General features: G+C 56.6%; 23 protein-coding genes and 1 riboswitch. Of the genes, 12 read left to right on the plus strand and 11 right to left on the minus strand.

Annotation, left to right across the window (positions count from 1 at the left end):
• Window positions 1-6 precede the first annotated feature (6 nt).
• The 4 genes from GVJ63_RS09355 to GVJ63_RS09370 all read right to left on the minus strand — a co-directional run bounded on the left by GVJ63_RS09355 (window position 7) and on the right by GVJ63_RS09370 (window position 2,898).
• Window positions 7-219: a CsbD family protein gene (locus GVJ63_RS09355; protein ID WP_010672212.1), complete on the minus strand. Its 213-nt coding sequence runs from the start codon at window positions 217-219 to the stop codon at window positions 7-9.
• Window positions 220-386: 167 nt separating this feature from the next.
• Entirely contained in the window at window positions 387-1,709 is a 1,323-nt protein-coding gene (gene dinF, locus GVJ63_RS09360; RefSeq protein ID WP_010672211.1) for an MATE family efflux transporter DinF, read from the minus strand.
• 100 nt (window positions 1,710-1,809) lie between these two features.
• On the minus strand, window positions 1,810-2,424 hold the full coding sequence (lexA, locus tag GVJ63_RS09365; protein ID WP_010252231.1) for a transcriptional repressor LexA: 615 nt from the start codon (window positions 2,422-2,424) through the stop codon (window positions 1,810-1,812).
• A 105-nt stretch (window positions 2,425-2,529) separates the two neighbouring features.
• On the minus strand, window positions 2,530-2,898 hold the full coding sequence (locus GVJ63_RS09370) for a diacylglycerol kinase (protein ID WP_010252234.1): 369 nt from the start codon (window positions 2,896-2,898) through the stop codon (window positions 2,530-2,532).
• 128 nt (window positions 2,899-3,026) lie between these two features.
• Between GVJ63_RS09370 and plsB the strand changes: the two genes are divergently transcribed.
• Window positions 3,027-5,450, plus strand: coding sequence for a glycerol-3-phosphate 1-O-acyltransferase PlsB (gene plsB, locus GVJ63_RS09375; RefSeq protein WP_159226750.1), 2,424 nt, complete (start codon window positions 3,027-3,029; stop codon window positions 5,448-5,450).
• A gap of 63 nt (window positions 5,451-5,513) precedes the next feature.
• Here plsB and ubiA read toward each other — a convergent pair whose 3' ends face one another.
• From ubiA to GVJ63_RS09395, 4 genes are all read right to left on the minus strand, one after another.
• On the minus strand, window positions 5,514-6,398 hold the full coding sequence (gene ubiA / locus GVJ63_RS09380) for a 4-hydroxybenzoate octaprenyltransferase (protein ID WP_022625214.1): 885 nt from the start codon (window positions 6,396-6,398) through the stop codon (window positions 5,514-5,516).
• Between the two features lie 10 nt (window positions 6,399-6,408).
• Window positions 6,409-6,921 carry a chorismate lyase gene (gene ubiC, locus GVJ63_RS09385; protein WP_010252243.1) on the minus strand — a complete coding sequence of 171 codons (513 nt, stop codon included), beginning with the start codon at window positions 6,919-6,921 and terminating at the stop codon, window positions 6,409-6,411.
• Between the two features lie 86 nt (window positions 6,922-7,007).
• Entirely contained in the window at window positions 7,008-7,418 is a 411-nt protein-coding gene (gene psiE, locus GVJ63_RS09390; protein ID WP_010252246.1) for a phosphate-starvation-inducible protein PsiE, read from the minus strand.
• 71 nt (window positions 7,419-7,489) lie between these two features.
• Window positions 7,490-8,197: a UTRA domain-containing protein gene (locus GVJ63_RS09395; protein WP_022625213.1), complete on the minus strand. Its 708-nt coding sequence runs from the start codon at window positions 8,195-8,197 to the stop codon at window positions 7,490-7,492.
• Between the two features lie 206 nt (window positions 8,198-8,403).
• On the opposite strand from GVJ63_RS09395, the gene GVJ63_RS09400 reads away from it, so the two are divergent.
• From GVJ63_RS09400 to GVJ63_RS09425, 6 genes are all read left to right on the plus strand, one after another.
• Window positions 8,404-9,465, plus strand: coding sequence for an ABC transporter substrate-binding protein (locus GVJ63_RS09400; RefSeq protein ID WP_010252250.1), 1,062 nt, complete (start codon window positions 8,404-8,406; stop codon window positions 9,463-9,465).
• 20 nt (window positions 9,466-9,485) lie between these two features.
• Window positions 9,486-10,298, plus strand: a complete 813-nt coding sequence (locus GVJ63_RS09405) for an alkaline phosphatase family protein (RefSeq protein WP_159226738.1) — start codon at window positions 9,486-9,488, stop codon at window positions 10,296-10,298.
• A complete protein-coding gene (locus tag GVJ63_RS09410; RefSeq protein ID WP_010252254.1) occupies window positions 10,295-11,140 on the plus strand; it encodes an ABC transporter permease subunit in 846 nt (281 codons plus the stop codon). The genes GVJ63_RS09405 and GVJ63_RS09410 overlap by 4 nt, the downstream gene beginning before the upstream one ends.
• An 11-nt stretch (window positions 11,141-11,151) precedes the next feature.
• Entirely contained in the window at window positions 11,152-11,937 is a 786-nt protein-coding gene (locus GVJ63_RS09415) for an ABC transporter permease (RefSeq protein ID WP_062759333.1), read from the plus strand.
• Window positions 11,938-11,939: 2 nt separating this feature from the next.
• Window positions 11,940-12,932 carry an ABC transporter ATP-binding protein gene (locus GVJ63_RS09420; RefSeq protein ID WP_010252646.1) on the plus strand — a complete coding sequence of 331 codons (993 nt, stop codon included), beginning with the start codon at window positions 11,940-11,942 and terminating at the stop codon, window positions 12,930-12,932.
• Between the two features lie 108 nt (window positions 12,933-13,040).
• Entirely contained in the window at window positions 13,041-14,666 is a 1,626-nt protein-coding gene (locus GVJ63_RS09425) for a Na/Pi cotransporter family protein (RefSeq protein ID WP_010672204.1), read from the plus strand.
• Window positions 14,667-14,761: 95 nt separating this feature from the next.
• Here GVJ63_RS09425 and panS read toward each other — a convergent pair whose 3' ends face one another.
• The 3 genes from panS to lysC form a co-directional block, all read right to left on the minus strand.
• A complete protein-coding gene (gene panS / locus GVJ63_RS09430; RefSeq protein ID WP_010252655.1) occupies window positions 14,762-15,679 on the minus strand; it encodes a ketopantoate/pantoate/pantothenate transporter PanS in 918 nt (305 codons plus the stop codon).
• 183 nt (window positions 15,680-15,862) lie between these two features.
• On the minus strand, window positions 15,863-16,558 hold the full coding sequence (gene aqpZ / locus GVJ63_RS09435) for an aquaporin Z (RefSeq protein ID WP_304623069.1): 696 nt from the start codon (window positions 16,556-16,558) through the stop codon (window positions 15,863-15,865).
• Window positions 16,559-16,796: 238 nt separating this feature from the next.
• Window positions 16,797-18,149, minus strand: a complete 1,353-nt coding sequence (gene lysC / locus GVJ63_RS09440; RefSeq protein WP_022625207.1) for a lysine-sensitive aspartokinase 3 — start codon at window positions 18,147-18,149, stop codon at window positions 16,797-16,799.
• A gap of 113 nt (window positions 18,150-18,262) precedes the next feature.
• A riboswitch (Lysine riboswitch) is annotated at window positions 18,263-18,455 on the minus strand.
• Window positions 18,456-18,846: 391 nt separating this feature from the next.
• Between lysC and pgi the strand changes: the two genes are divergently transcribed.
• The 5 genes from pgi (at window position 18,847) to GVJ63_RS09465 (ending at window position 24,982) form a co-directional block, all read left to right on the plus strand.
• On the plus strand, window positions 18,847-20,493 hold the full coding sequence (pgi, locus tag GVJ63_RS09445; RefSeq protein ID WP_010672201.1) for a glucose-6-phosphate isomerase: 1,647 nt from the start codon (window positions 18,847-18,849) through the stop codon (window positions 20,491-20,493).
• Between the two features lie 565 nt (window positions 20,494-21,058).
• Window positions 21,059-21,307 (plus strand): exopolysaccharide production protein YjbE, encoded by a 249-nt coding sequence (gene yjbE / locus GVJ63_RS09450; protein ID WP_010252668.1) that lies wholly within the window; start codon window positions 21,059-21,061, stop codon window positions 21,305-21,307.
• Between the two features lie 197 nt (window positions 21,308-21,504).
• Window positions 21,505-22,152, plus strand: a complete 648-nt coding sequence (locus GVJ63_RS09455) for a YjbF family lipoprotein (RefSeq protein ID WP_010672200.1) — start codon at window positions 21,505-21,507, stop codon at window positions 22,150-22,152.
• Entirely contained in the window at window positions 22,149-22,892 is a 744-nt protein-coding gene (locus GVJ63_RS09460; RefSeq protein ID WP_010252675.1) for a capsule biosynthesis GfcC family protein, read from the plus strand. Before GVJ63_RS09455 ends, GVJ63_RS09460 begins: the two co-directional genes overlap by 4 nt.
• Entirely contained in the window at window positions 22,892-24,982 is a 2,091-nt protein-coding gene (locus tag GVJ63_RS09465) for a YjbH domain-containing protein (protein ID WP_010672199.1), read from the plus strand. The genes GVJ63_RS09460 and GVJ63_RS09465 overlap by 1 nt, the downstream gene beginning before the upstream one ends.
• Window positions 24,983-25,134: the final 152 nt, after the last annotated feature.

Below are 25,134 nucleotides of genomic sequence, written 5' to 3' on the forward strand. Positions count from 1 at the left end.
GTCTGATTACCAGCGGTGATCTTTGTTCTGACCTTCCCAGGCGGTTACTTCGCGCTCGGCTTCATCTTTGGTAGAGCCGTAACGCTCCTGGATTTTGCCGACCAGCTGATCGCGTTTACCTTCGATAACCTGCATATCATCGTCGGTCAGCTTGCCCCATTTCTCTTTCATTTTGCCTTTGAACTGCTTCCAGTTGCCGCTTGCTTCGTCTTTATTCATGGCAGACCTCCAATCCTCGGGTTTTAATGATTATCTTGCTACTTAACAAAATAACGATACAAAGCGCTGGTTAACTGCGCTGCATAGAGTTAATTGTAGTAGCCAATTTATTAACCGTGGAATAATACAGAATAATCCGTATCGGCTTGCGTGCAGCCACGGCTGACTCAGGCATCGAACCAGCTGTTCTGACGCCAGTGCTTACGCCAGATGAGCCACAGCGACAGGCCGCGCAGCGCCAGGAAAACCGTGACTGCCAGCCAAAGACCATGGTTACCCAGCACCGGTACGCTAAGCAGCGTCAGAAAATAGCCTGCTGCGGCAACTACCATGCTGTTACGCATCTCACGCCCGCGCGTCGCTCCGATGAACATGCCATCCAGCAGATAACACCAGACGCCGATCAGCGGCATTATCATCTGCCAGACCAGATAGCGGTCCGCTGTCTGCTGGAGTGACTGAAGAGAGGTCAGCAGGGTAACGATCTGCGGGCCAAAAATGGCATAGATCAGCGAGAAGAACAGCGCCACCACTACCGCCTGCCGACAGGCAGAGTGCCAGACGCGCAGGAGCTTGCTGCCATCTTTTGCACCATGCGCCTCACCCGCAAAAGCTTCAACCGCATAGGCAAAGCCATCCAGCGCGTAAGCCGTAAAAGTGATGAACATCAGTAATACTGCGTTAACCGCCACCACATCCGGACCCAGCCGGGCACCCAGTACGGTCAGCGAGGCGAAACAGAGCTGCAGCATCAGAGAGCGCAGCATGATGTCCCGGTTCAGTCGCAGCAGCCGGCCGCTGTCACCGCGCCAGCTCTGCTTCAGCAGGCTAAGCGTAATTCCGCGCAGTTTTAACACCCGCCAGACCATGATGCTGCCGACAACCAGCGTAATGTATTCCGCCAGCGCCGTGGCGGTTGCCGCCCCCGCGACACCCCAGTGCAGCCCCATCACCAGCCAGAGATCGAGCACGATGTTAACCAGGTTGCCCACCACCAGCAGGATCACCGGCGCGCGTGCATACTGCACGCCCAGCAGCCAGCCCAGAATGACCAGGTTTGCCAGCGTGGCAGGCGCACTGAGCCAGCGAATCTGAATAAACAGTGCCGCCTGTTCGAGTACATCGGGATTGCCGCCAACCAGATGGGTCGACAGCTGAATAATCGGATAACGCAAAGCGATGAACAGTACGCCCGCCAGCAGCGCAATGATCAGCGGCTGAGTCAGCGCGCGTGCCAGCGCCATTTTATCGCCAGCGCCAAATGCCTGCGCCGTAAGGCCAGTGGTACTCATTCGAAGGAAAAGCAGCAGCATAAAGAGGAAGCTGGTCACTGTAGTCCCGACCGCAACCCCGCCAAGATAGACAGGGCTGTCGAGATGACCAATTACTGCAGTATCGACCACTCCCAGTAAGGGAACGGTGATATTTGAAAGGATCATCGGCAGCGCAAGCCGCCAGAGATTTTTATCGGTTGCCGTAATAAAGCGCATTCGCCGTTCCGTGCTCAGTGTCGCTGCGCAAAAGAGGCAGCGACAAAATTAGGGCAGACAGAATAGCATCAGAGAAGGCGAATGCACGCTGGCAGAAGAATCAGAGCCACTCGCCGTTGCGCACCACGCCAACAGCCAGACCTTCTATGGTCAGTGACTGCGCACGGGTATCGACAACAATCGGGTCAAAATCGCTGTTTTCCGGCAGCAGATGCACGATAGCACCCTGCTTTTTCCAGCGCTTAACGGTGACTTCATCATCAATGCGGGCAACCACAACCTGGCCGTTACGCACATCCTGGGTTTTATGCACCGCGAGCAGGTCGCCATCCATAATCCCGATATCTTTCATCGACATTCCGCTGACGCGCAGCAGGAAGTCAGCAGACGGCTTAAACAGGCCCGGATCGACCTTGTAGTGGGTTTCGATATGTTCCTGCGCCATGATCGGCTCACCGGCAGCAACCCGGCCAATCAGCGGTAGCCCTTCTGAGGCTTCTTCTTCCATTAACAGTCGTATGCCGCGCGATGCACCGGAAACGATCTCGATGACGCCTTTGCGCGCCAGCGCTTTCAGATGCTCTTCTGCCGCGTTCGGCGAACGGAAGCCCAGCTGCGCGGCGATCTCGGCACGCGTAGGCGGCATGCCCGTTGAAGAAATATGGTCGCGAATCAGGTCATAGACCTGCTGCTGCCTGCTGGTTAATGCTTTCATCCCGCCCCCTGGTTGTTTATACAGTCGCTGTGAGTATATACAGGTATTGGTGAAATGGAAACCGATTGTCAGGGAAAACGCGCCCTCAGACGCGTTATGGAAGGCTTATCGCAAATGTGTCCAGAGCAGCGCGATCCAGACGAAGAGTGCCAGTAAGATGCTGATCAGCACTGCCGCCGAGCCCATGTCTTTTGCCCGGCCCGCCAGCGGATGATGCTCCTGACCGATGCGGTCGACCACCGCTTCAATGGCGCTATTGAGGATTTCAACAATGACCACCAGCACCACCGCCCCAATCATGAGGATGCGGGAGACCACATCGACATCCAGCCAGCACGCGATAACAATAGCGGCCAGCGCAGCCAGCGCTTCCTGCCGAAACGCCGCTTCATGTTGCCAGGCGGCACGCAGTCCCTGCCATGAGTAACCTGCAGCTTTTACTATTCTGATAAGTCCGGTGGCATTATTTGCCATGATGTGGGAACCCTTTCATCGGATTGACGTCAATGTCTGGGCTGCGTGCAATTGGCACCACCACAGATCTTCGCTGCGCTTTCTGGTATGCTTGCGGCGCTTTGCTAACAAGAGGCTTCATGTTGTCTATGTCAGGTTGGCGTAAACTCTATTACAAATTGCTTAATTTACCACTGTCGTTTTTGGTAAAAAGTAAGGCCATTCCGGCCGATCCCGTGTCTGAACATGGTCTGGATCCGACCCGACCTATTATGTATGTTTTGCCTTACGATTCGAAGGCCGACTTACTGACTTTACGCGCACAGTGTCTGCGGCATCATCTGCCCGACCCGCTCACTCCGCTGGAGATTGATGGTTCTCTGCTGCCTCGCCACGTCTTTATCCACAATGGCCCACGCGTCTTCCCCTATTTTGTGCCCAGCGTTGAATCCGTGAAAATCTTTCACGATTACCTGGACCTGCATCGCAATAACCCTAAGCTGGATATTCAGATGCTGCCGGTCACGGTGATGTTTGGCCGCGCACCAGGACGTGAAGTCCAGGGCGAAGCAACGCCACACCTGCGGGTGCTGAACGGGGTGCAGAAGTTTTTTGCGGTGATCTGGCACGGGCGCGACAGTTTTGTCCGCTTCTCGCCGACAGTGTCGCTGCGCCGCATGGCAACTGAACACGGTACGGATCAGTCGATCGCCCAGAAGCTGGCTCGTGTGGCGCGCATTCATTTTGCCCGCCAGCGGCTGGCGGCGATTGGCCCGCGCTTGCCGGCGCGTCAGGATCTGTTTACTCGTCTGCTGCAATCCAAAGCGATTGAAAAAGCCGTAGAGGATGAAGCTCGCAGCAAAAAAATCTCCCATGAGAAAGCGCAGCAGAACGCCGTCGAAATGATGGAGGAGATTGCGGCAAACTTCTCCTATGAAGCCATCCGCGTAACTGACCGCGTGATGGGCTGGCTCTGGAGTCGGCTCTATCAGGGCATCAACGTCAATGGCGGCGAAAAAGTCCGCCAGCTGGCGCAGGATGGCCACGAGATTGTCTATGTGCCGTGCCATCGCAGCCACATGGATTATCTGCTGCTCTCCTATGTGCTCTATCATCAGGGACTGGTGCCGCCGCACATCGCAGCCGGGATCAATCTCAACTTCTGGCCAGCCGGCCCGATTTTCCGTCGCCTGGGCGCTTTCTTTATTCGTCGTACCTTTAAAGGCAACAAGCTCTACGCCACGGTATTCCGCGAATATCTCGGCGAGCTATTCACCCGCGGCTATTCGGTTGAGTACTTTGTCGAAGGTGGCCGTTCACGAACCGGTCGCCTGCTGGACCCTAAAACGGGCACCTTAGCCATGACGCTGCAGGCGATGCTGCGCGGCGGAAATCGCCCGATCACGCTGGTGCCGATCTATATCGGCTATGAGCACGTGATGGAAGTGGGCACTTACGCTAAAGAGCTGCGCGGCGCGGCGAAAGAGAAAGAGGGCTTCATGCAGATGGTGCGCGGCTTACGCAAGCTGCGCAATCTCGGTCAGGGTTACGTGAACTTTGGCGAACCCCTGCCGCTGGTCAACTATCTCAATAAGCGGGTGCCGGAATGGCGCGATGCCATCGATCCGATTGAGCCACAGCGTCCCAGCTGGTTAACCCCAACCGTCAACGATATTGCTGCCAGCCTGATGGTGCGTATCAATGAAGCGGGCGCGGCTAACGCCATGAACCTCTGTGTCACCGCCCTGCTGGCGTCACGTCAGCGCTCACTAACCCGTGAACAGCTGATTGAACAACTGGAGTGCTACACCCAGTTGCTGCGCAACGTGCCTTACTCGCCAAATGCGACCGTACCCGATCTTTCAGCGGAAGCGCTGCTGGATCACGCCATGGGTATGAATAAGTTTGAGAGTGAAAAGGACAGCATTGGCGACATCATCATTCTGCCGCGTGAGCAGGCGGTGCTGATGACCTACTATCGCAACAATATTCATCACATGCTGGTGATGCCGTCGCTGATTGCCGCCATTGTTCAGCAGCACCAGACGCTGAGCGAAGCAGAACTGCTGCGTCAGGTGAGCCTGATCTACCCGATGCTGAAGAGTGAGCTGTTCCTGCGCTGGCAGACCGATGAACTGCCGCAACTGCTGACCGAACTGAGTCAGGAGCTGGCGCGTCAGGGCCTGATTACGTTCGAAGCCGGTGAATTACGCTTTTCCTCAGCGCGCTATCGCACGCTACAACTGCTGGCCGCCGGTGTGCGTGAAACGCTGCAGCGTTATGCCATTACGTTCTCCATTCTCAGCGCCAAGCCGACGATTAACCGCGGCACGCTGGAGAAAGAGAGCCGGACGCTGGCACAGCGTCTGTCGGTGCTGCACGGTATCAATGCCCCGGAATTCTTCGACAAAGCGGTCTTTACCTCACTGGTCCTGACCCTGCGCGATGAAGGTTATATCAGCGACAGCGGTGATGCCGATATTGCGCAGACCCTGGCGACCTGGCATATGCTGGCAGACCTAGTCACCAGCGATGTCCGCATGACGATTGAAACCGCTGTGGCGCACGACTGACCCCAGCGCGCATAGTAAAAAGGCGACCTCATGAGGTCGCCTTTTTTGTGCCTGAATCCCCTGTCAGAACAGCTGGCTGAACGGCGGAGTATTCATCAGCACACCTAGGAACAGCACCATCCCGACATAGTTATTATTGAGAAAAGCCTGGAAACAGGGTTGCCGCTCGCGTCCGGCGATCAGCTTCTGTTGATAAACAAACAGCGCGGCGGCCAGTAATAGCGTCCAGTAGAAGGCGCTGTTCAGATGCAGCATGAGGCCAACCAGCGCCATCAGCAGCAGCGTCGCCAGTTGCAGCAGACCAATGATCAGCTTGTCGAAACGGCCAAAGAGAATCGCGGTCGACTTCACGCCAATCTTCAGGTCATCATCCCGATCCACCATCGCATACTGAGTGTCATAGGCGACTGTCCAGCAGATGTTGGCGATGAATACCAGCCAGCAGACCAGAGGTAAGGACTCACTAACTGCGGACCATGCCATGGGAATGGCCCAGCCAAAGGCGGCACCCAGCACTACCTGCGGCAGGTGAGTATAACGCTTCATAAAGGGATAGACCCAGGCCAGCGCCAGCCCCACCACTGAGAGCATAATCGTCATCATGTTCATGGTCAGCACCAGCGCAAAAGCCGCCAGAGCCAGGATCACGAACAGCAACTTAGCCTCTTTTGCACTCACCGCGCCGCTGGCCAGTGGCCGATGCTTCGTGCGTTCGACATGACCGTCTACTTTGCGATCGGCGTAGTCATTGATCACACAACCAGCTGCACGCATCACGATGACACCGGCAACAAACACCGCCAGCACCGGCAGCGGCGGGATCGCCATGTCAGCCAGCCATAATGCCCAGAGCGTTGGCCACATCAGCAGCAGCGTACCGATCGGCTTATCGATACGCATCAGGCGCGTGTAGGCCCGCCATTTATTTATACTTAAGCTATTTTGCACCACAGGATCCTCAGACCAGATCGCGATAGAGCGGCGATGCCGGTAAAAATAGTTCAGTCAGCAGCAGCGGTTTGCCGGAGAGACGCAGGCGTGAACGTCGTCCCCACAATCCCTCCACCTGCCCCGGCTCAATAAAATCGCGGGTCAGCGTTGAAGAGGAGAAGAGATAGCGACCCAGCGGCCGGGTGCCCAGCTGCTGCAGCATCGCTTCTGGCCCGTTAAGGGTGCTTTCCGGCACCAGCGTACGGCCAGCCAGCCAGGGCTGATCGTCGCCGAACAGCAACACTTCACGCAGCCAGAAGCGTTGATCGTCTGGCAACAAGCCCTTTTCATCACCCAACTCGCTGGCGTCGATAAAGCCTTCACGCAGCGGCTGAACCGTGACCCGCTGACAATGTTGTTCAAAACGGCGCGTCATTGAATCCTCCTCCATCAGCCAGTCGAGCAATGGCGGCGCAAGGGTTGCCTGCGACGGAGAAAGCCAGTTGAGCGCACGTAATAAGCTGAGCGCGTCTTGCGACATAGCACCACTCCCAATAATTTTCAGGACGCTAGTTTAGCGCAGAGACGCGATGCGAACACCTGCCGTCATGACAGACGGCAGGGAGATTACTCGCGTTTCAGGCGGTTGCTGTTTGCCAGCCACAGAGTGATTACCAGAATCAGAATCGCCGCAGAGTAACAGAGCGTATCGAAGGGATTTTTATGGTCGACGATAATCAGGCGGATAATTGCCGTGATACCGATATAGACAAAATAGCGCAGCGGAAAGTGATATCCCGACTGAAAGTACTTAACAATCAACGCAATAAATTCGAAGTAGAGGAAATAAATGACAATCCCCTCAATCAACAGATAGGAGGATGACTGCTCGCTGGTGTTAAACAGCACGTTTGCCAGATGGATAGTTTCTTTGCCTAAAAAGACGATCAGGATGATCGCCAGACTCAGCAGACCCAGATTCAGCACCCATTGCAGTACCGTTGCAAGGTGGCGGGCCAAAGGATTTTTGTCACTCATGTTGCGCCTTAAAAAAGGAGTTGTTAGCGCGCGGTATCATGCGCGAGTGTGACGCAAATCACAATAACTCCTCAGGCCTCCACATCAACACAGAGCGCATCGTAACGCCAGTATTCACAGTCGCAATCAATCACCTCTTTTTGCTGGTTGCGATTGATGCGGGTGATCAACAAACCGGGGCTGCCCGGTGCCACATTCAGCATGGGTGCGGCGACCTCCGGCAGCGGGCCGGGCAGGATGGTGAAGCGCGCGCCGCCGTAACGAATGCCGTAGCGCTGGTCATAGAGATCGGTCAGTGAGCGGGTCAAATCTTCATCAAGCAGACCAGGAAAAAAACGCGGATTGAGGTAGTGTTCAACATAGAGCACCGCGCGCCCGTCGATGCGCCGCAGGCGGCGGATGCAGTAAACCGACGAACCGGAGGCCAGCCGCAGCGCCGTCGCCACGCTGTCGTGCGCCGCGACCTGTTCGGCGGCGATGACCTCGGTGGCCGCCTGCCGTCCCTGCTCCATTGCCATGGCATGAAAGTGGCTGTGATGCAGCGGGTTATAGATCAGCCGCGGCGGTGCGATAAACCAGCCGCGACGCAGTTCCCGGTAGATCATCCCCTGGGCTTCCAGCTTGCCCAGTGCTTCCCGAAGGGTAATCCGGGTCGTGCTGAACGCTTCGCTTAAGGCACGCTCCGCCGGTAGTCGCCCGGCGCTGAACTCTCCGGCCTGAATACGCGTCAGCAGGACGCTGGCGATCGCATCCGCCGTTTTGAGTGCTATCGACTCCACAACAGTAGCCTCATTTTGGTGCGACTCCGCACTCTTACTGTTCAGGTAAACGCGCCTGTGGCAGGCGAACGGGTCACATCTTTCATCGCCCATCCCCCGCACAGCGCCGCCCTGTCATAAATCGTTCATATACAGGGGCTACATTGGCTCGGTTCTTGCTGGACTAGACCAGCCAGGCCCATCAACTTACACCCGGAGCAACTGAGATGAAAGCGTTTATCGCCTCTGTAGTAGCCAGTGCTGTAGTGCTCACCCTGCCCGTTGCGCAGGCCGCCGATAACGACCTTGCCGCCCTGGAAAAAGCGGCACGCAGTGAAGGCCAGGTCAACAGCGTCGGGATGCCGGATAGCTGGGCTAACTGGAAAGATACCTGGAACGACATCAGCAGCAAATATGGCCTTAAGCACAGCGATACCGATATGTCATCGGCGCAGGAGCTGGCGAAATTCGATGCAGAGAAAGAGAACGCCAGCGCTGACATCGGTGACGTGGGTGCCGCCTTTGGCCCGATCGCTGTCGCTAAAGGTGTGACCCAGCCCTATAAACCCACTCACTGGGATCAGATTCCGGCCTGGGCAAAAGATAAAGATGGTCACTGGGCGCTGGCCTATACCGGCACCATCGCCTTCCTGATCGACAAGCAGCAGGTTAAAGATATCCCCCATAGCTGGGCCGATCTGAAAAAAGGTAAGTATGTGGTTACTATTGGTGACGTCGGCGTGGCAGCTCAGGCGGCCAACGGCGTACTGGCGGCAAACTACGCCTTAGGCGGCGATGAGAAGAACCTGAAACCGGCGCTGGCTTTCTTTGCCGATCTGGCTAAACAGGGTCGTCTTGGCGTTACCGATCCGGTGATTGCCAATATCGAAAAAGGCGAAGTGCAGATGGCGGTGGTTTGGGACTTTAACGCCCTGAACTACCGGGACCAGATCGACAAAAACCGCTACGAAGTGGTTATCCCGTCTGATGGCTCCGTGACCTCCGGCTACACCACCGTCATCAACAAATATGCGAAACACCCTAACGCCGCAAAACTGACGCGCGAATATATCTTCTCAGACCAGGGACAGATCAATCTGGCGAAAGGCTATGCCCGTCCTATCCGTGCTGAACATCTGACGCTGCCAGCGGACGTTCAGGCTCGCCTGCTGCCGCAATCTGAATATAAAAATGCCCGTCCGGTGAAGGATCAGGCTGCCTGGGATAAATCGTCGAAAATGCTGCCGCGCCTGTGGCAGGAAAACGTCATCATCAACATGCAGCAGTAATTCGCGGCAGGGAGAACGGAATGAAGACCATCCTGGTAGTGCTGGACGGCCTGAGCAATCAGGTCGCACAACATGCAATGGGTTACCTGCATGCCGAATGTTCGCAGGGCAACGGGTTTTATTACCGTATGACCTGTGAATTACCCTCGCTGTCACGCCCGCTTTATGAGTGCATTCTGACCGGTGTTCCGCCGGTCAGAAGCGGCATTATTCATAATGGCGTCAGTCGGTTAAGCCGCGAGCGTAGCATCTTTCACTTTGCGCGATCGGCGGGACTGACGACTGCGGCGGCGGCCTACCACTGGGTGAGTGAGCTTTATAACCGAACGCCGTTCGTTCCGGCGCGCGATCGTCACACTGACGCGCCGGACCTGCCCATTCAGTATGGCCATTTTTATTCTGATGATAGCTATCCCGACTCGCATCTGTTTGAAGATGCAGAGAGCCTGCGGCTGCGTCACGATCCCGATTTTCTGCTAATCCACCCGATGAATATCGACGATGCCGGTCATAAATCGGGCCTCTCCTCACCACAGTACCGCAACCGGGCACGCATCGCCGACGGCCTGCTGTCGCAGTGGATGCCCTTGTGGCTGGCTCAGGGCTATCAGGTGATGGTGACCGCCGATCACGGCATGAATGACGATCGCTCCCACGGCGGCATTCTGCCGGAAGAGACCACGGTGCCGCTGTTTGTCTTTGGCCGGGCTTTCTCGCTGCAGCCTGACCTGGCACCGCAGCAGACCGATCTGTGCGGCACGCTGTGTGAACTGCTTGAGGTGGCGCATGACAAGCCGGTCTGTCGCGGCCTGCTGGCGGAGTCGAAGAGATGAGAGGAAAAGGAGTCGCGCTGCTGCTGCTGTTACCGTTCACCCTGTTCTGGGTCGCCTTTCAGCTGGCACCGCTGTTGTGGATCGCCATTAACAGCTTCTGGAGTGAGATGAACAGCCAGTGGGGCTGGGATAACTATCAGGACATTCTCACCTCGCCCTTCTACCAGCAGGCGTTTCGTTTTTCGCTGGATATCTCACTCTGGTCAAGCGTCTACGGCTTACTGATTGCACTGGTCACCGGCTATTCACTGCATCAGCTCGGCGGCGGGCGACTGCAGCGCTTTCTCATCGCTTTTACCAATATGACCAGCAACTTTGCCGGTGTCCCGCTGGCGTTTGCCTTTGTGATTCTGCTGGGGCTGAACGGCTGCCTGACATTGCTGTTGCGCCATTATGGTCTGGTTGAGAGCTTCAGACTCTTCTCGCGCAACGGCATGGTGCTGGTCTACACCTGGTTCCAGATCCCGCTGGGCGTGCTGCTGCTCTACCCGGCGTTCGACGGGCTGAAAAAAGAGTGGCAGGAGTCCGCTGCGCTGCTGGGTGCCAGCCGCTGGCACTACTGGTGGCATATCGGCCTGCCGATTCTGTTTCCGGCGCTGCTCGGGACCTTTGTGATCCTGCTGGCGAATGCGCTGGGCGCTTACGCCACGATTTATGCCCTGACCACGGGTAATTTCAACGTGGTGCCGGTGCGTATTGCCGCGCTGGTCTCCGGCGATATCTCGCTGGATCCCAACACCGGTAGCGCGCTGGCGATGCTGCTGGTGGCGATTATGGCGCTGATCACCCTGGTGCAGCAGTATCTGGTGCGCCGTAGCTATCTCAATGCGAAACAGCCATGAAAGGAGCCGCCATGTCACGTGCTGAGCACCTCTATCACCGGATAATGGTCGGGTTACTCTTTACCCTGCTGGCACTGCCTTTACTGGCCACACTGCTTTATGCACTGTCGTCCGACTGGAGTAACACCATTCTGCCACAGGGCTATAGCCTGAAGTGGTTCATCCAGCTCTGGAGCGACCCGCGATTTCTGACGGCGCTGGGCCATTCGCTGCTGATTTGCCTGGGTGCGCTGCTGTTCTCGCTGTTGCTGGTGCTGCCTGCCATGTTTGTAATCGCTTACTATTTTCCTCGACTGGATGCGGTGATGAACGTCCTGATCCTGATGCCTTTCGCCGTGCCGCCGGTGGTGTCGTCAGTGGGATTACTGCAACTCTACTCTTCGTCACCGCTGATGCTGACCGGCACGCCGTGGATCTTAATCGGCTGTTATTTCACTATCGCGTTACCCTTTATCTACCGGGCGCTGGCGAACAATATGCAGGCGATCAACCTTAAAGAGCTGATTGATGCCGCGCAGTTGCTGGGTGCCAGCACCTGGCAGGCGGCGCTGTGGGTCGTGCTGCCCAACCTGCGCAAAGGGATGCTGATTGCCGTGCTGCTCTCTTTCTCCTTCCTGATTGGCGAATTTGTCTTCGCTAACCTGCTGGTCGGCAACCGCTATGAAACCCTGCAGGTTTACCTCTTCAACATGCGTAACGGCAGCGGTCACTTCACCAGCGCGCTGGTGATCTCCTACTTCTTTGTGGTGCTGCTGGTTACCTGGCTGGCCAACGCCCTGAATCCCGAACGAGGCTGAATATGAGTTACCTTGAGGTCAGAGAGCTGAACAAGTCCTATGGACCCACGCCCATTTTTGAGCAGATCGATTTCAGCGCCGCTGAAGGGGAATTTGTCACCCTGCTCGGCCCCAGCGGCTGCGGTAAATCGACGCTGCTGCGTTGTCTGGCGGGATTAACCGGCGTCGACAGCGGTGAAATCAGGCTGGAGGGCAAAGATATCGTGCCGCTGGCCCCGCAGAAGCGCGCCATCGGTATGGTGTTTCAGAGCTATGCGCTGTTTCCCAACATGACGGTAGAGAAGAACGTCGCATTTGGCCTGAAGATGCAGAAACTGCCCGAAGCGCAGATTCGCCAGCGGGTGCTGGAGGTGCTGGAGCTGGTTGAACTCAATGATTATGCACGCCGTTATCCGCACCAGTTGTCAGGCGGGCAGTGTCAGCGCGTGGCACTGGCACGTTCGCTGGTGACGCGTCCGCGTCTGCTGCTGCTGGATGAACCGCTGTCGGCGCTGGATGCGCGTATTCGCCGCCATCTGCGCGATCAAATCCGGCGCATCCAGCGCGAGCTGAATCTCACCACCCTGTTCGTCACCCACGATCAGGAGGAGGCGCTGACGCTATCCGATCGTATCGTGCTGATGAACCGGGGCAAAATCGTGCAGAATGGCGATGCCGAAGCGCTCTATACCCAACCGGTCGATCTCTTCGCCGCCGGATTTATTGGCAACTACAACCTGCTGAGCGCTGAGCAGGCGACGCGACTGACCGGTCAGCCTTTCCACAGCCAGGTGGCCATTCGCCCGGAATCAATGCTGTTCACCGCGCCGGGCCAAGGCATTCCTGCGGAAATCCTCAGCCACAGCCTGCTGGGCAACGTGATCCGCTATCGTATCCGGGCGCATGATGTGGAACTTTCGGTTGATGTGCTTAACCGATCGGCGGCGGATTTGCATCCCGCTGGCAGGAAGATTGGTCTACAATTGGAGATGTCGACTTTGCGCCAGGTGGCTTAAAACACAGGAAAAAATCACGCATAGCACGGCAATCCCCTTCACAGATTGCTCTCTTCCGTCAGGCTGGCAGTCTGTGCTTTGAGCCTGACATTCGAGGAGCGACACCACGTGTTAACCCTGCTTAATTTACTCTCTGCGGTGGCCCTGCTGGTCTGGGGCACGCATATCGTACGAACCGGCATCATGCGGGTCTACGGTGCCGATCTGCGCCGCGTCCTGAGTCGCAGCATAGAAAAAAAACCGATGGCGTTTCTGGCGGGCATTGGCGTGACCACGCTGGTGCAGAGCAGCAACGCCACCACGCTGCTGGTAACCTCTTTTGTGGCGCAGAATCTGGTCAGCCTGACGCCCGCGCTGGTGGTGATTCTTGGCGCGGATGTCGGCACCGCGATTATGGCGCGTATCCTGACATTTGATCTCTCCTGGCTCTCACCGCTGTTTATCTTCTTTGGCGTGGTGTTCTTCCTCAGCCGCAAGCAGACCCGTGCGGGTCAGTTAGGCCGGGCCAGTATCGGCCTGGGCCTGATATTGCTGGCGCTGCAGCTGATTGTCGAAGCGGCTCGCCCGATTACCCAGGCCGCCGGTGTCCAGGTGCTTTTCTCCAGCCTGACCGGCGACGTGATGCTCGATGCGCTGCTGGGGGCGGTATTTGCCATCATCAGTTACTCCAGCCTGGCCGCGGTGCTGATCACCGCGACGCTCACCGCCACCGGCGTGATTTCGTTTAAGGTGGCGCTCTGTCTGGTGATTGGTGCCAATCTCGGTAGCGGCCTGCTGGCGATGATCAACGCCAGCGGCTCGAATGCCGCGGGCAAGCGCGTGGCGCTCGGCAGCCTGCTGTTCAAGCTGATCGGCTGTGTGTTCATCCTGCCGTTTGTCGATATTGTGGCGGAGTGGCTGGATAAGCTGCCGGTCAACGATGAAGAGTTAGTGATTTTCTTCCATGTGTTTTACAACCTGATCCGCTGCGTGGCGATGGTGCCGTTTGCTGACCTGATGGCGCGCCTCTGTCGCCGTATGATTGCCGACGACGTGGATAACGCGCTGCACCTCAAGCCGAAGCACCTCGATCGCAGCGCGCTGGATACGCCGGCGCTGGCGCTGGTGAATGCCGCCCGCGAAGCGTTACGCATGGGCGACGTGCTGGAGCAGATGCTGGAGGCGTTTAATAAGGTGGTACATGGCGAATCCCGCGAGGAACGCACGGTGCGCAGGCTGGATGATGATGTCGATGTGCTCTATACCGCCATCAAACTCTATCTGGCGCGGATGCCAAAAGAGGACCTCCCCGAAGAGGACTCGCGTCGCTGGGGCGAAATCATTGAAATGTCGCTTAATCTGGAGCAGGCCGGGGACATCATCGAGCGGATGAGCGGCGATGTCGCTGACAAATCGCTGGCAGCGGGCCGCGCGTTCTCTGCCGAGGGATTAAAAGAGCTGCAGGAGCTGCATGAGCTGCTGATCGCTAACCTCAGAATGAGCCTGTCGGTGTTTCTGTCACACGATATCACCAGTGCTAAACGTCTGCGCCGCGCTAAACATCGCTTCCGTCTGATGATCCGCCGCTACTCTCATGCGCATGTTGACCGCCTGCACCAGAAGAACGTGCAGAGTATTGAGACCAGTTCGCTGCATCTCGGTTTACTGGGCGACATGAAGCGCCTGAATTCACTGTTTTGTAGTGTGGCCTACACGGTGCTGGAACAGCCCGACGATGAACGTGACTATGAATAAAACTGAGCGGAGTGAATAACCTGCCGCGCCGGAGCGGCGATCGTCCGGCGCGGCAGCAGTGAGATGCGGCGCAGTGCAATAATGCGCCGCCACTGTTACTTCTTCTTAATCGGCTTTCCTGACCAGTAACCCGCCAGCAGTGAACCTGACAGGTTGTGCCAAACCGAGAACAGCGCGCCTGGCAATGCCGCCAGCGGTGAGAAGTAGAGTTTGCCCAGCGTCGCCGCCAGACCGGAATTTTGCATGCCGACCTCCAGCGCCAGGGTACGGCAGGTTGACTCATCGAAGCCAAACAGCTTACCGCCCCAGTAGCCGCCAAGCAGGCCAATCGCGTTATGCAGGATCACCGCCGCGATCACCATCAGACCCACCGATCCAATAAAGGCCTGACTGCCCGCCACCACCGCACTGATGATCAGCAGAATACAGACCATCGAAAACGCAGGCAGCCAGGGTTCCACCCGGCGAACCACGCTGTTCATGCTGTGATGAATGATCAGTCCCAGGGAGATGGGGATCACGACGATCTTCACGATGCTCAGCAGCATGCCAGCCACATCAACCTGAATGTGGGTATCAACATAAAAGCGGGTTAACAGCGGCGTGGCGAATACACCCACCAGCGCAGAGACTGACGAGATCGTCACCGACAGCGCCACATCCCCCTTCGCCAGATAGATCATGACGTTGCTGGCGGTGCCGCTGGCAACTGAGCCGACCAGAATCATACCGGCAGCCAGATCGGGCGGCATATGAAACAGTTTTGCCAGTCCCCAGGCGGCTAACGGCATCACCAGATAGTGCAGAAAGGTTCCGGCAATCACCGGCGCAGGTCGGGTCAGGACCCGTTTAAAATCGTCGATATTCAGGGTCACACCCATGCCGAACATAATCAGCATCAGCAGATAAGTGACCCAGGGTCCGATGCCGAGAAATGTACCTGGAGAGTAATAAGCGGCGACAGACAACAGCACGGCCCAGAGCGGGAACAGGCGGGTTAACGTGGCGAGCATAGCCAGACTTCCTTATAAGAATGTTATGTTTTATGCAGATTTGCCATAGAGAGTCATCATGCAGGAACGACTGCCGTGACGAAGGCGGGATCATAACATTTCATTATCATGGCGTAAGGCGAAGATGGGGCGAGGCGGCAAAATGCGGATCGACTGCTGCCGATCCGCTGCATATCGAAGAAATTACGCTGCTTTTTCCTCTAAACCGCGGTAGATCAAACCACCAATCACGGCACCGATAATCGGCATTAACCAGAACATCCACAGCTGAGAGATCGCCCAGTCACCCTGGAACAGGGCTGCCGCGGTGCTGCGTGCCGGGTTAACCGAGGTATTGGTTACCGGAATGCTGATCAGGTGGATCAGGGTTAACGCCAGGCCGATCGCAATAGGTGCAAAGCCTTTCGGCGCGCGTTCGCTGGTGGCACCCATAATCACAATCAGGAAGATAGCGGTCATCACCCCTTCGGCGATCATGCCTGCCTGCAGGCTGAAGCCGCCTGGCGAGTGTTCGCCGTAGCCATTCGCCGCAAAGCCGCTGGCCGCTGCACTGAAGTCGCCTTTACCGCTGGCGATCAGATAGAGCACCGCGCCAGCGGCAATGCCGCCTGCCAGTTGCGCGATGATGTAAGGAATGGCCTGAGACGCGGGAAAACGTCCGCCTGCCACTAATCCCAGGGTCACCGCCGGGTTAAAGTGCCCGCCTGAGATGTGACCGACCGCATACGCCATGACCAGCACGCTCAGCCCGAAAGCCAGCGCCACGCCCATGAAGCCAATGCCCAGCTCCGGGAACGCAGCTGACAGCACGGCACTTCCACAACCGCCAGCCACCAGCACGAAGGTACCCAGCGCCTCTGCGACTAACCTTTTCATGATATTTCCTAAATTTGGGTGAATTGATTCAGCGGCGGGATTATAAATCTGCGGAAAGGGAGCGCAATGCAGGTGCACGAAATGCGCAGAGAAAGGGGTTGCCATTTGGCAATAACAGAATTTAACCTTATGTATTAACAGGTTTTATCGGAAGTCGCGTGCCGGGGGAGTAATGAGGGAGATATGAACCATTTTTGCCGTTTTTCAGGCCGCGCTGACGCGGCCTGAATGGCAGAGAAGTTTACTCGAACAGATTACGATGCAGCGTACGTACCACGCTTTCCGCATCGTTGCCCGGTACCAGGAAGCAGAGGTTGTAGCTGCTGGCACCGTAGCAAATCATCCGCAGGTTGAACGGGTCGAGCACACCAAACACCTCTTTGCCGACGCCGCACGCTTTTGACAGCTGGTTACCGATAATCGCCACCAGCGCCAGATCTTCTTCCACTTCAACCCGGCACAGCGACGAGAGTTCAGTCAGTAAAGCCTGGGTCAGCAGGCTGGCACTGGTTGAGGTCGATCCGGTGGTGTCGAGCGTCAGCGCCACGCTCACTTCAGAGGTGGTGATCAGGTCAACCGAGACGTTATGACGCGCCAGAATATTGAAGAGTTCAGCAAGAAAACCAAACGTATGCAGCATGTTAAGGCTGTGCAGCGTTAGCAGCGTCTGCTTACGGCGTAGCGCCAGCGCACGAAACAGCGGCGGGTTGCGGGTTTCATTGCAGACGCGGGTCCCACCGGCTGCCGGATCCTTACTGGAACCGACGAATACCGGAATACCCCGGCGTACAGCGGGAAGCAGCGTCGCCGGGTGCAGCACTTTCGCGCCGAACGTCGCCATTTCAGCGGCTTCTTCAAAAGTAATTTCATCAATACGCTTCGCCGTCGGCACCACGCGCGGATCGGTGGTGTAGATGCCTGGCACATCCGTCCAGATATCCACACGCGCCGCATTCAGCGCTTCGCCCAGCAGCGCGGCGGTGTAATCACTGCCGCCGCGACCCAGGGTGGTGGTGCGCCCTTCGCTTTCACTGCCGATGAAACCCTGAGTAATGACCAATGCCTGCTCAATGCGCGGCTGTAACTGCGCCGTCGCCTGCTCCGCCAGCACCTGTACATCCGGTACTGCCCGGCCAAAATGATCGTCGGTACGCATTACCTTGCGGACATCGAACCACTCCGCATTAACCTGGCGTTCACGCAGAATTTCCACAAACAGCAGTGATGACATCAGCTCACCGTGGCTGACCAGTTCATCGGTCAGGGCATTCGAGGTGGCCAGTGAGGCGGCTTCGGAAAGCATGCTGATATTGTCGATCATCCGATCGATTTCATCGCGGATCACTTCCGGACGCTGCAGGCGATCAACAATGGCGTACTGGATACGGCGGATATCATCAAGCAGCACAGCGCGCTGGGGAGCCTGCTGGCCTTCAGCCAGCGCAACCAGCAGATTAGTAATGCCCGCCGAAGCAGAGAGCACCACCAGACGCGTGCTGGCGTCCTGCAACACCACATCGGCGCTGCGGTTCATCGCTTCAAAATCGGCTACGCTGGTGCCGCCGAATTTTGCCACTATCAGTGTTTGAGACATGTAGGACCTCGTGTCAGGTTATCTTGTTCTCGCCGATGAAAGGGTCGAGAAACATTCTTTCAGCCAGGCACAAGGAAAGAGCAGAAACGGGCGGACAAGATCGGATAGACGAGTCACCCAGAAGCGCCCCACCTTGCGAAACGTCGACTGCAGACGTTTCTGGTGACAACCCAGAGGATTCAGCCCCTGTAGCCGACAGGCAGCACACCGCGTGCTGACCCACCTCGGCGTCGCTCCCCATCATGTGTTTTCACCGGATACGGTTCCTCCAACACACTGCCTGGGCGACGCGCCTCTTCTGGCTTGCGCACAGGTGCGCAAGTAGGCGCATAGATCTAGCCTTTTCTGGACCTGCTGTCAATGTCAGCGATGCCCGGAGCGCCGCATCAGAAAACAAATGACTCTGCGTCGCAGCGGCTACAGTGCTTAATGGGTTCAGCCCATGCAGCAATCCCTGATACGGCACAACGTTTTGCGCAGACTTTCGCGTCACACTTTACCGCGCGTTGCCTCTGCGGTCCGCTGGCTGTTCGCGCCAGTGAATGCTGGCGATAAACAGCGGCGCTCAGATCGCCTGTCCGGCGCGCGCTGACAAAATTTTTCCTTTCAGTTACAACTGTGGTCATACTGAAACGCTAAACGGGCATGATGTGCCTCCGATGGAATGACGGTTCTTAATATCAACAAGAGTGTTGCCATGAAAAATATCAATCCGACACAAACCGCAGCCTGGAAAGCGCTGCAACAGCATTTTGAGCAGATGAAGTCGGTAGAAATTGCCGATCTGTTCGCCCAGGATGCCGATCGTTTTGCCAAATTCTCTGCCACCTTTGATGATCAGATGCTGGTGGATTTCTCCAAAAACCGCATCACCCAGGAAACCCTCGATAAGTTACAGGCGCTGGCCAAAGAGACCGACCTGAGCGGTGCCATTAAGTCTATGTTCTCGGGTGAGAAGATTAACCGCACCGAAGATCGTGCGGTGCTGCACGTCGCGCTGCGTAACCGCAGTAACACGCCGATTCTGGTGGATGGCAAAGATGTGATGCCAGAGGTCAACGCGGTGCTGGATAAGATGAAAGGCTTCTCTGAGCGCATCATCAGCGGCGAATGGAAAGGCTATACCGGTAAAGCGATCACCGACGTGGTGAATATCGGTATCGGCGGCTCTGACCTCGGCCCGTTTATGGTGACTGAAGCGCTGCGCCCGTACAAAAACCATCTGAACATGCATTTTGTCTCTAACGTTGACGGCACCCACATCGCCGAAACGCTGAAAGACCTCAGCCCGGAAACCACCCTGTTCCTGGTGGCATCGAAAACCTTCACCACCCAGGAAACCATGACCAACGCCCACAGCGCGCGCGACTGGTTCCTGAAAACGGCAGGCGACCAGCAGCACGTAGCGAAACACTTTGCTGCGCTGTCGACCAACGCCAAAGCGGTGGGCGAATTTGGTATCGACACCAACAACATGTTTGAATTCTGGGACTGGGTTGGCGGCCGCTATTCACTGTGGTCAGCGATCGGCCTGTCGATCATTCTCTCGATTGGTTTCGATAACTTCGAGCAGCTGCTGAGCGGCGCACATGCCATGGACCAGCACTTCGCCTCTGCGCCGGCTGAGCAGAACCTGCCGGTGCTGCTGGCACTGATTGGCATCTGGTACAACAATTTCTTTGGTGCTGAAACCGAAGCGATTCTGCCTTACGACCAGTACATGCACCGCTTTGCCGCCTATTTCCAGCAGGGCAATATGGAGTCAAACGGCAAGTATGTGGATCGTGCCGGTCATCCGGTGGACTACCAGACTGGCCCCATCATCTGGGGCGAACCCGGCACCAACGGTCAGCACGCGTTTTATCAGCTGATCCACCAGGGTACCAAGCTGGTTCCGTGCGACTTTATTGCGCCGGCCATTACCCATAACGCGCTCGCGGATCACCATCCGAAACTGCTCTCTAACTTCTTTGCCCAGACTGAAGCGCTGGCGTTTGGTAAGTCACGGGACGTTGTAGAGAAAGAGTTTACCGATGCCGGTAAATCTGCAGAGTCTGTAGCCCATATTGTGCCGTTCAAGGTGTTTGAAGGTAACCGCCCGACTAACTCCATTCTGCTGCGTGAGATTACCCCTTACAGCCTGGGCGCGCTGATTGCCCTGTATGAGCACAAAATCTTCACTCAGGGTGCCATCCTGAATATCTTCACTTTCGATCAGTGGGGTGTGGAATTAGGTAAGCAGCTGGCGAACCGTATTCTGCCGGAACTGGAAAACGAGGACGAAGTTACCACTCACGACAGCTCCACTAATGCCTTAATTAACCGCTATAAATCCTGGCGTTAATCGGCGTTAAATTAATCGGGCGGCCACTTTGCCGCCCTTTTTTTGACTGTTTTTACATCTGAATGGGCTGTTTATATCGTCGGAGAACATGGGTTGTCAGGGAAAAGTCTTAAAATAACCTAAGATAATTCTGAACATCGATGCGCTTAACGGGCCAGCATAAAGTATAAAATGGTCCTGAAATCGGGTAATCTCTATTGTTAGCTATTGATTCATAATCATATTCAGTTTCAGCAATCCTGAGTAAATTCTGATTATTCTTATTCCGTACCAGATATTAATAAAAAAGAACATTACGCTTTGCAATTGATTCGCCAGCAGCGAAATATCTGGCATCAGCCCGAAATATTCCGATATAAAAAGTAGTTATCCCCAATCCAGCTAATTAAATCACGCGCCCACCCCGCTATTCACCCTGGTTTTTCCGGTGCTGAACTCTGGTATTTTGTTGCCCTATACTGAACGCGCCCGCAATGGGACTGTCTGTCGATTTTGCCGCAGTCTGACTGCGTTGCAACCTCAGCGGACAGAGATCCTTCATTCACTCAATGCAGGAAACGCTGTTATGAAAAAAACTATGGTTGCCGGTGCAGCCTTGATCTTCGTTGCCGTCTCTTCCAGCGCATTTGCTGCGCCGGAAGAAGCTGGTACCGCAGCTGGTGCGCAGGCGGGAGCAATCTCTGCTGGCACGTCGACCGCTGTGGGTATCGGTGCACTTGGCGCGCTGGTCGGGCTCGGCATTGCCGCTTCTGGCGGTGGTGACGGTGCAAATACCGGTACAACAACCACGACCACGACGAGCACCACTCGTTGATGGATGCCCGACCCCCGTCTGATTGCTGATCTGCAGCAAACGGGCAGAGGCTGAACCACTGACTTCGGTGAGTGAGGACGCTGAGCCACGTAACCTGTATTTCTGCAGCCGGAACGGGAAGGGCAGAGCACCTTTAAACATAACCACACGCCTGTGTGGTTATTTTTTACTTTGGCATGACTTATCAGGGACACACAGTGCGCCAACTTCCTCTGCTGCTCGCTTGCCTGCTGCTGCAGGCCTGTACACAAACGCAAAAAGGTCTTGAACAGACTCTGCTGCTTGCGGTTAACGGTCCGGACGACGTGACCGTTACCGATCAACAGGTCAACAATCTTCCCTATGCCAGTCTCTATGCTCGCCTGAATGAAGGTCCGCGCATTTTTGTAGTGCTCGGCTACAACGAGAAAGGTCAGCAGAAATGGGTGACACAGGATCAGGCGATGCTGGTGACACAGCATGGCCGCCTGGTTAAAACCCTGGGCTTGCCGGATAACCTGCTTAGCGTCAGCAATCTGCAACAGGATCCGCTCGCTGACAGCCTGCATATCAGCAACGGTGCAGGCTGGACCCGCATCGTGCAGTGGACCGAACAGGGCAAGGTTCGCGGCGCGACTGTGCGTTCAACCTTCCAGCGCGGCACCGACGAAGTCCTGACCGTGGCGGGCAACCGCATTCCGTGCCGCGTCTGGCATGAGCAGGTGAGCATCGACAGCAGTAACCGCGAGTGGGAAAACACCTTCTGGATCGATAACAGCAGCGGCGATGTGGTGCAGGCCCATCAGATGCTGGCGGCAGACGCCTTCCCTGTAGATATCACTATTCTGAAGCCGGCGAAATCATGAAAAAAATCACTTTTTTGCTGGCCGGGCTGAGCCTGTTCAGCGCCGCAGAAGCGCAGGCAACTGCGCAGGTTATCGTTCATGCACCGCACAACGGCGGTCAGGCTGAGCTGAGCCAGGTCGCGGATCTCTCCCAGCTGGTGACTCTGCCTCCACTGCAGGTCAACACTGACTGGCGTGCGACCTTTATTGCCGAGCGCGGCGCCAGCGCAGTGGCACAGCAGCACTATCAACAGACGCTGGGCGCGTTACGTGCCTGGCGTGCCGACAGCAGCGGCGATCGGGCGGCGGCCATTGATGAGGTGATCCGCCAGCTGAGCGCCATCAAAGTAGCAGGTCGCCAGTTCACGTCGCTCGACCCGGACTGGATCCGTCTGCATCCGGCTGACAACCGTCGGCTGGAAGGCAGCTATGACCTCTATCTGCAGGCCCCCTCAGATTCTGTACTGCTGCTCGGCGCGCTGAGCGGCGCAGGCAAAGTGAGCTGGCAGCCGGGTAAATCAGTACGCGACTATCTGGATGGTCATGACGCACTCTCCGGGGCAGAACGCAATTTTGTCACCGTGATTGCACCTTCAGGCGCCACACAGCAGGTGCCGGTTGCCTACTGGAATCATCGCCACGCGGAAGTGGAGCCAGGCAGCATTATCTGGCTCGGCTTTTCGTCATGGAGCCTGCCAGGCAGCTATGAAGACCTTAATGAACGCATCCTTTCCGTACTGACTCACCGGATACCAGACTGATGAAAAAACGTTATCTCTTCAGCCTGTTGGCTGTTTCCGTGGCGGCAGCCTGTCAGGCGCAGGCTGACACCTGGCCCGAGCCGGTGGGCCCTTCACAATCCGATTTCGGCGGCGTGGGTCTGATGCAGGTGCCGACGGCGCGCATGGCCAAAGAGGGCGAGTTCAGCCTCAACGCGCGCGACAACGATCAGTACCGATACTACTCCGCGTCACTGCAGCTCTTTCCCTGGCTGGAGACCACTGTGCGGTATACCGACGTGCGCACCCGTCAGTACAGTGCGGTCTCAGAATTCAGCGGCACGCAGAGCTATAAAGATAAAGCCTTCGACCTGAAACTCCGTCTGTGGCAGGAGGGCTTCTGGCTGCCGGAAGTGGCGGTGGGAACCCGCGATCTGGGCGGTACCGGTCTGTTCGACAGCGAATACCTGGTGGCGACCAAAGCATGGGGACCGTTCGACTTTACCCTGGGGCTTGGCTGGGGCTATCTCGGCAATAGCGGCACCGTGAAGAACCCCTTCTGCTCATACAGCGACAGCTATTGCCAGCGTCCGCAGGTGGGCGAAGCGGGTTCAATCAACGGCTCGCAGATGTTCCACGGTCCGACGGCGCTGTTTGGCGGCGTGGAGTATCAGACGCCCTGGCAGCCGCTGCGCCTTAAAATGGAGTATGAGGGCAACGACTACCAGAATGACTTTGCTGGCCGCCTTGAGCAGCGCAGCAAGCTCAACGTCGGCGCGATTTATCGCGTAACCGACTGGGCTGACATCAACGCCAGCTACGAACGCGGTAACACCTTTATGTTTGGTGTCACCATTCGCACCAACTTCAACGATCTGCGTCAGGCGCACATCGACAGCGAGAAGCCTTCCTACAATCCGCAGCCGCAACCTAAGTTGCTGGAGCCGACGGTGGTGGGCACTCAGCTGACCGATCTGAAATACAATGCCGGTCTTGATGGTCCGCGTATTCAGACTCAGGGTCACACGATCTATGTGTCAGGCGAGCAGACGAAGTATCGCGATACCCGTGAAGGGGTGGATCGCGCGAACCGCATCATCATGAACCACCTGCCTGACGGCATCGACACCATCAATGTCACCGAGTCGCGCTTTAACATGCCACAGGTGACGACTGAGACGCAGGTCGCCAGCCTGCGTAACAATCTGGAAGGCTATCCGCTGGGCCATGAGCAGCCACTGCAACAGACCCGCAAAGAACCGGTCGATCCGGGTACCACTGAGCAGGGGATGTTTATCCGTCAGGATCGCCTGAACTACAGTCTGTCGCCGGTGCTGAATCAGTCGGTGGGCGGCCCGGAAAGCTTCTATATGTATCAGGTCGGCGTGATGGCCAGCGCTGATTACTGGCTGACGGATCACCTGCTGGTGGGCGGTAGTCTGTTTGGTAACCTCGCCAACAACTACGACAAGTTCAACTACAACGGCGCACCGGCGGACTCTTCGCTGCCGCGCGTGCGTACCCATATCCGCGACTACGTTGAGAACAACGTCTACGTTAACGATCTGCAGGCGAACTATATGGGCCACCTCGGTAACGGCTTCTATGGTCAGGTTTACGGCGGGTACCTGGAGACGATGTATGGCGGCGTGGGCGGCGAGCTGCTCTATCGTCCGGTCGATGCGAACTGGGCGGTGGGCGTCGATGCCAACTATGTCCGTCAGCGTGACTGGGACAACATGATGCAGTTTAACCGCTATAAAGCCTCAACCGGCAACCTGACGGGTTACTGGCGTCCATGGTTCATGCAGGATGTACTGGTGAAAACCAGCGTCGGTCAGTATCTGGCGAAAGATAAAGGCGTGACGGTCGATGTGTCGAAGCGCTTCGACAGTGGCGTGATGGTGGGTGTCTATGCCACCAAAACCAACGTCTCGTCTGAAGAGTATGGCGAAGGCGACTTCACCAAAGGCTTCTATATCTCCATCCCAATGGATCTGTTCACCGTGACGCCAACGCGCGGTCGCGCGCAGGTGAACTGGGTGCCGCTGACGCGTGATGGCGGTCAGATGCTGGGTCGCAAGTACCAGCTGTATGATCTGACGTCCGATCGCGACGCGCGCTTTAACTAAGCAGATGGCGGCCTCAGGGCCGTTTCATGCGGTTAACAGAAAGCAGGCTCAGGGAGCATACGCCTGAAGCAAAGCATAGCAATGAGATCGCGCCTGCTCAGGGAACCCGGTCAGATCGGAAAGGCGCTAATGCCATCCCTGGCCGCTCGGCC

This window comes from Pantoea sp. 18059 (assembly GCF_902706165.1).
In the GTDB taxonomy this organism is placed as follows: domain Bacteria; phylum Pseudomonadota; class Gammaproteobacteria; order Enterobacterales; family Enterobacteriaceae; genus Pantoea; species Pantoea agglomerans.

Excerpts from the sequence above, each read along its gene's own strand:
- ubiC (WP_010252243.1), bottom strand. The coding sequence starts at position 6,921 with ATGTCGCAAGACGCGCTCAGCTTATTACGTGCGCTCAACTGGCTTTCT.
- GVJ63_RS09460 (WP_010252675.1), top strand. The coding sequence starts at position 22,149 with ATGAAAAAAATCACTTTTTTGCTGGCCGGGCTGAGCCTGTTCAGCGCC.
- lysC (WP_022625207.1), bottom strand. The coding sequence starts at position 18,149 with ATGTCTCAAACACTGATAGTGGCAAAATTCGGCGGCACCAGCGTAGCC.
- yjbE (WP_010252668.1), top strand. The coding sequence starts at position 21,059 with ATGAAAAAAACTATGGTTGCCGGTGCAGCCTTGATCTTCGTTGCCGTC.
- GVJ63_RS09370 (WP_010252234.1), bottom strand. The coding sequence starts at position 2,898 with ATGGCAAATAATGCCACCGGACTTATCAGAATAGTAAAAGCTGCAGGT.
- lexA (WP_010252231.1), bottom strand. The coding sequence starts at position 2,424 with ATGAAAGCATTAACCAGCAGGCAGCAGCAGGTCTATGACCTGATTCGC.
- GVJ63_RS09400 (WP_010252250.1), top strand. The coding sequence starts at position 8,404 with ATGAAAGCGTTTATCGCCTCTGTAGTAGCCAGTGCTGTAGTGCTCACC.
- GVJ63_RS09410 (WP_010252254.1), top strand. The coding sequence starts at position 10,295 with ATGAGAGGAAAAGGAGTCGCGCTGCTGCTGCTGTTACCGTTCACCCTG.
- plsB (WP_159226750.1), top strand. The coding sequence starts at position 3,027 with ATGTCAGGTTGGCGTAAACTCTATTACAAATTGCTTAATTTACCACTG.
- GVJ63_RS09355 (WP_010672212.1), bottom strand. The coding sequence starts at position 219 with ATGAATAAAGACGAAGCAAGCGGCAACTGGAAGCAGTTCAAAGGCAAA.
- pgi (WP_010672201.1), top strand. The coding sequence starts at position 18,847 with ATGAAAAATATCAATCCGACACAAACCGCAGCCTGGAAAGCGCTGCAA.
- GVJ63_RS09465 (WP_010672199.1), top strand. The coding sequence starts at position 22,892 with ATGAAAAAACGTTATCTCTTCAGCCTGTTGGCTGTTTCCGTGGCGGCA.
- GVJ63_RS09405 (WP_159226738.1), top strand. The coding sequence starts at position 9,486 with ATGAAGACCATCCTGGTAGTGCTGGACGGCCTGAGCAATCAGGTCGCA.
- GVJ63_RS09415 (WP_062759333.1), top strand. The coding sequence starts at position 11,152 with ATGTCACGTGCTGAGCACCTCTATCACCGGATAATGGTCGGGTTACTC.
- GVJ63_RS09420 (WP_010252646.1), top strand. The coding sequence starts at position 11,940 with ATGAGTTACCTTGAGGTCAGAGAGCTGAACAAGTCCTATGGACCCACG.
- panS (WP_010252655.1), bottom strand. The coding sequence starts at position 15,679 with ATGCTCGCCACGTTAACCCGCCTGTTCCCGCTCTGGGCCGTGCTGTTG.
- psiE (WP_010252246.1), bottom strand. The coding sequence starts at position 7,418 with ATGAGTGACAAAAATCCTTTGGCCCGCCACCTTGCAACGGTACTGCAA.
- dinF (WP_010672211.1), bottom strand. The coding sequence starts at position 1,709 with ATGCGCTTTATTACGGCAACCGATAAAAATCTCTGGCGGCTTGCGCTG.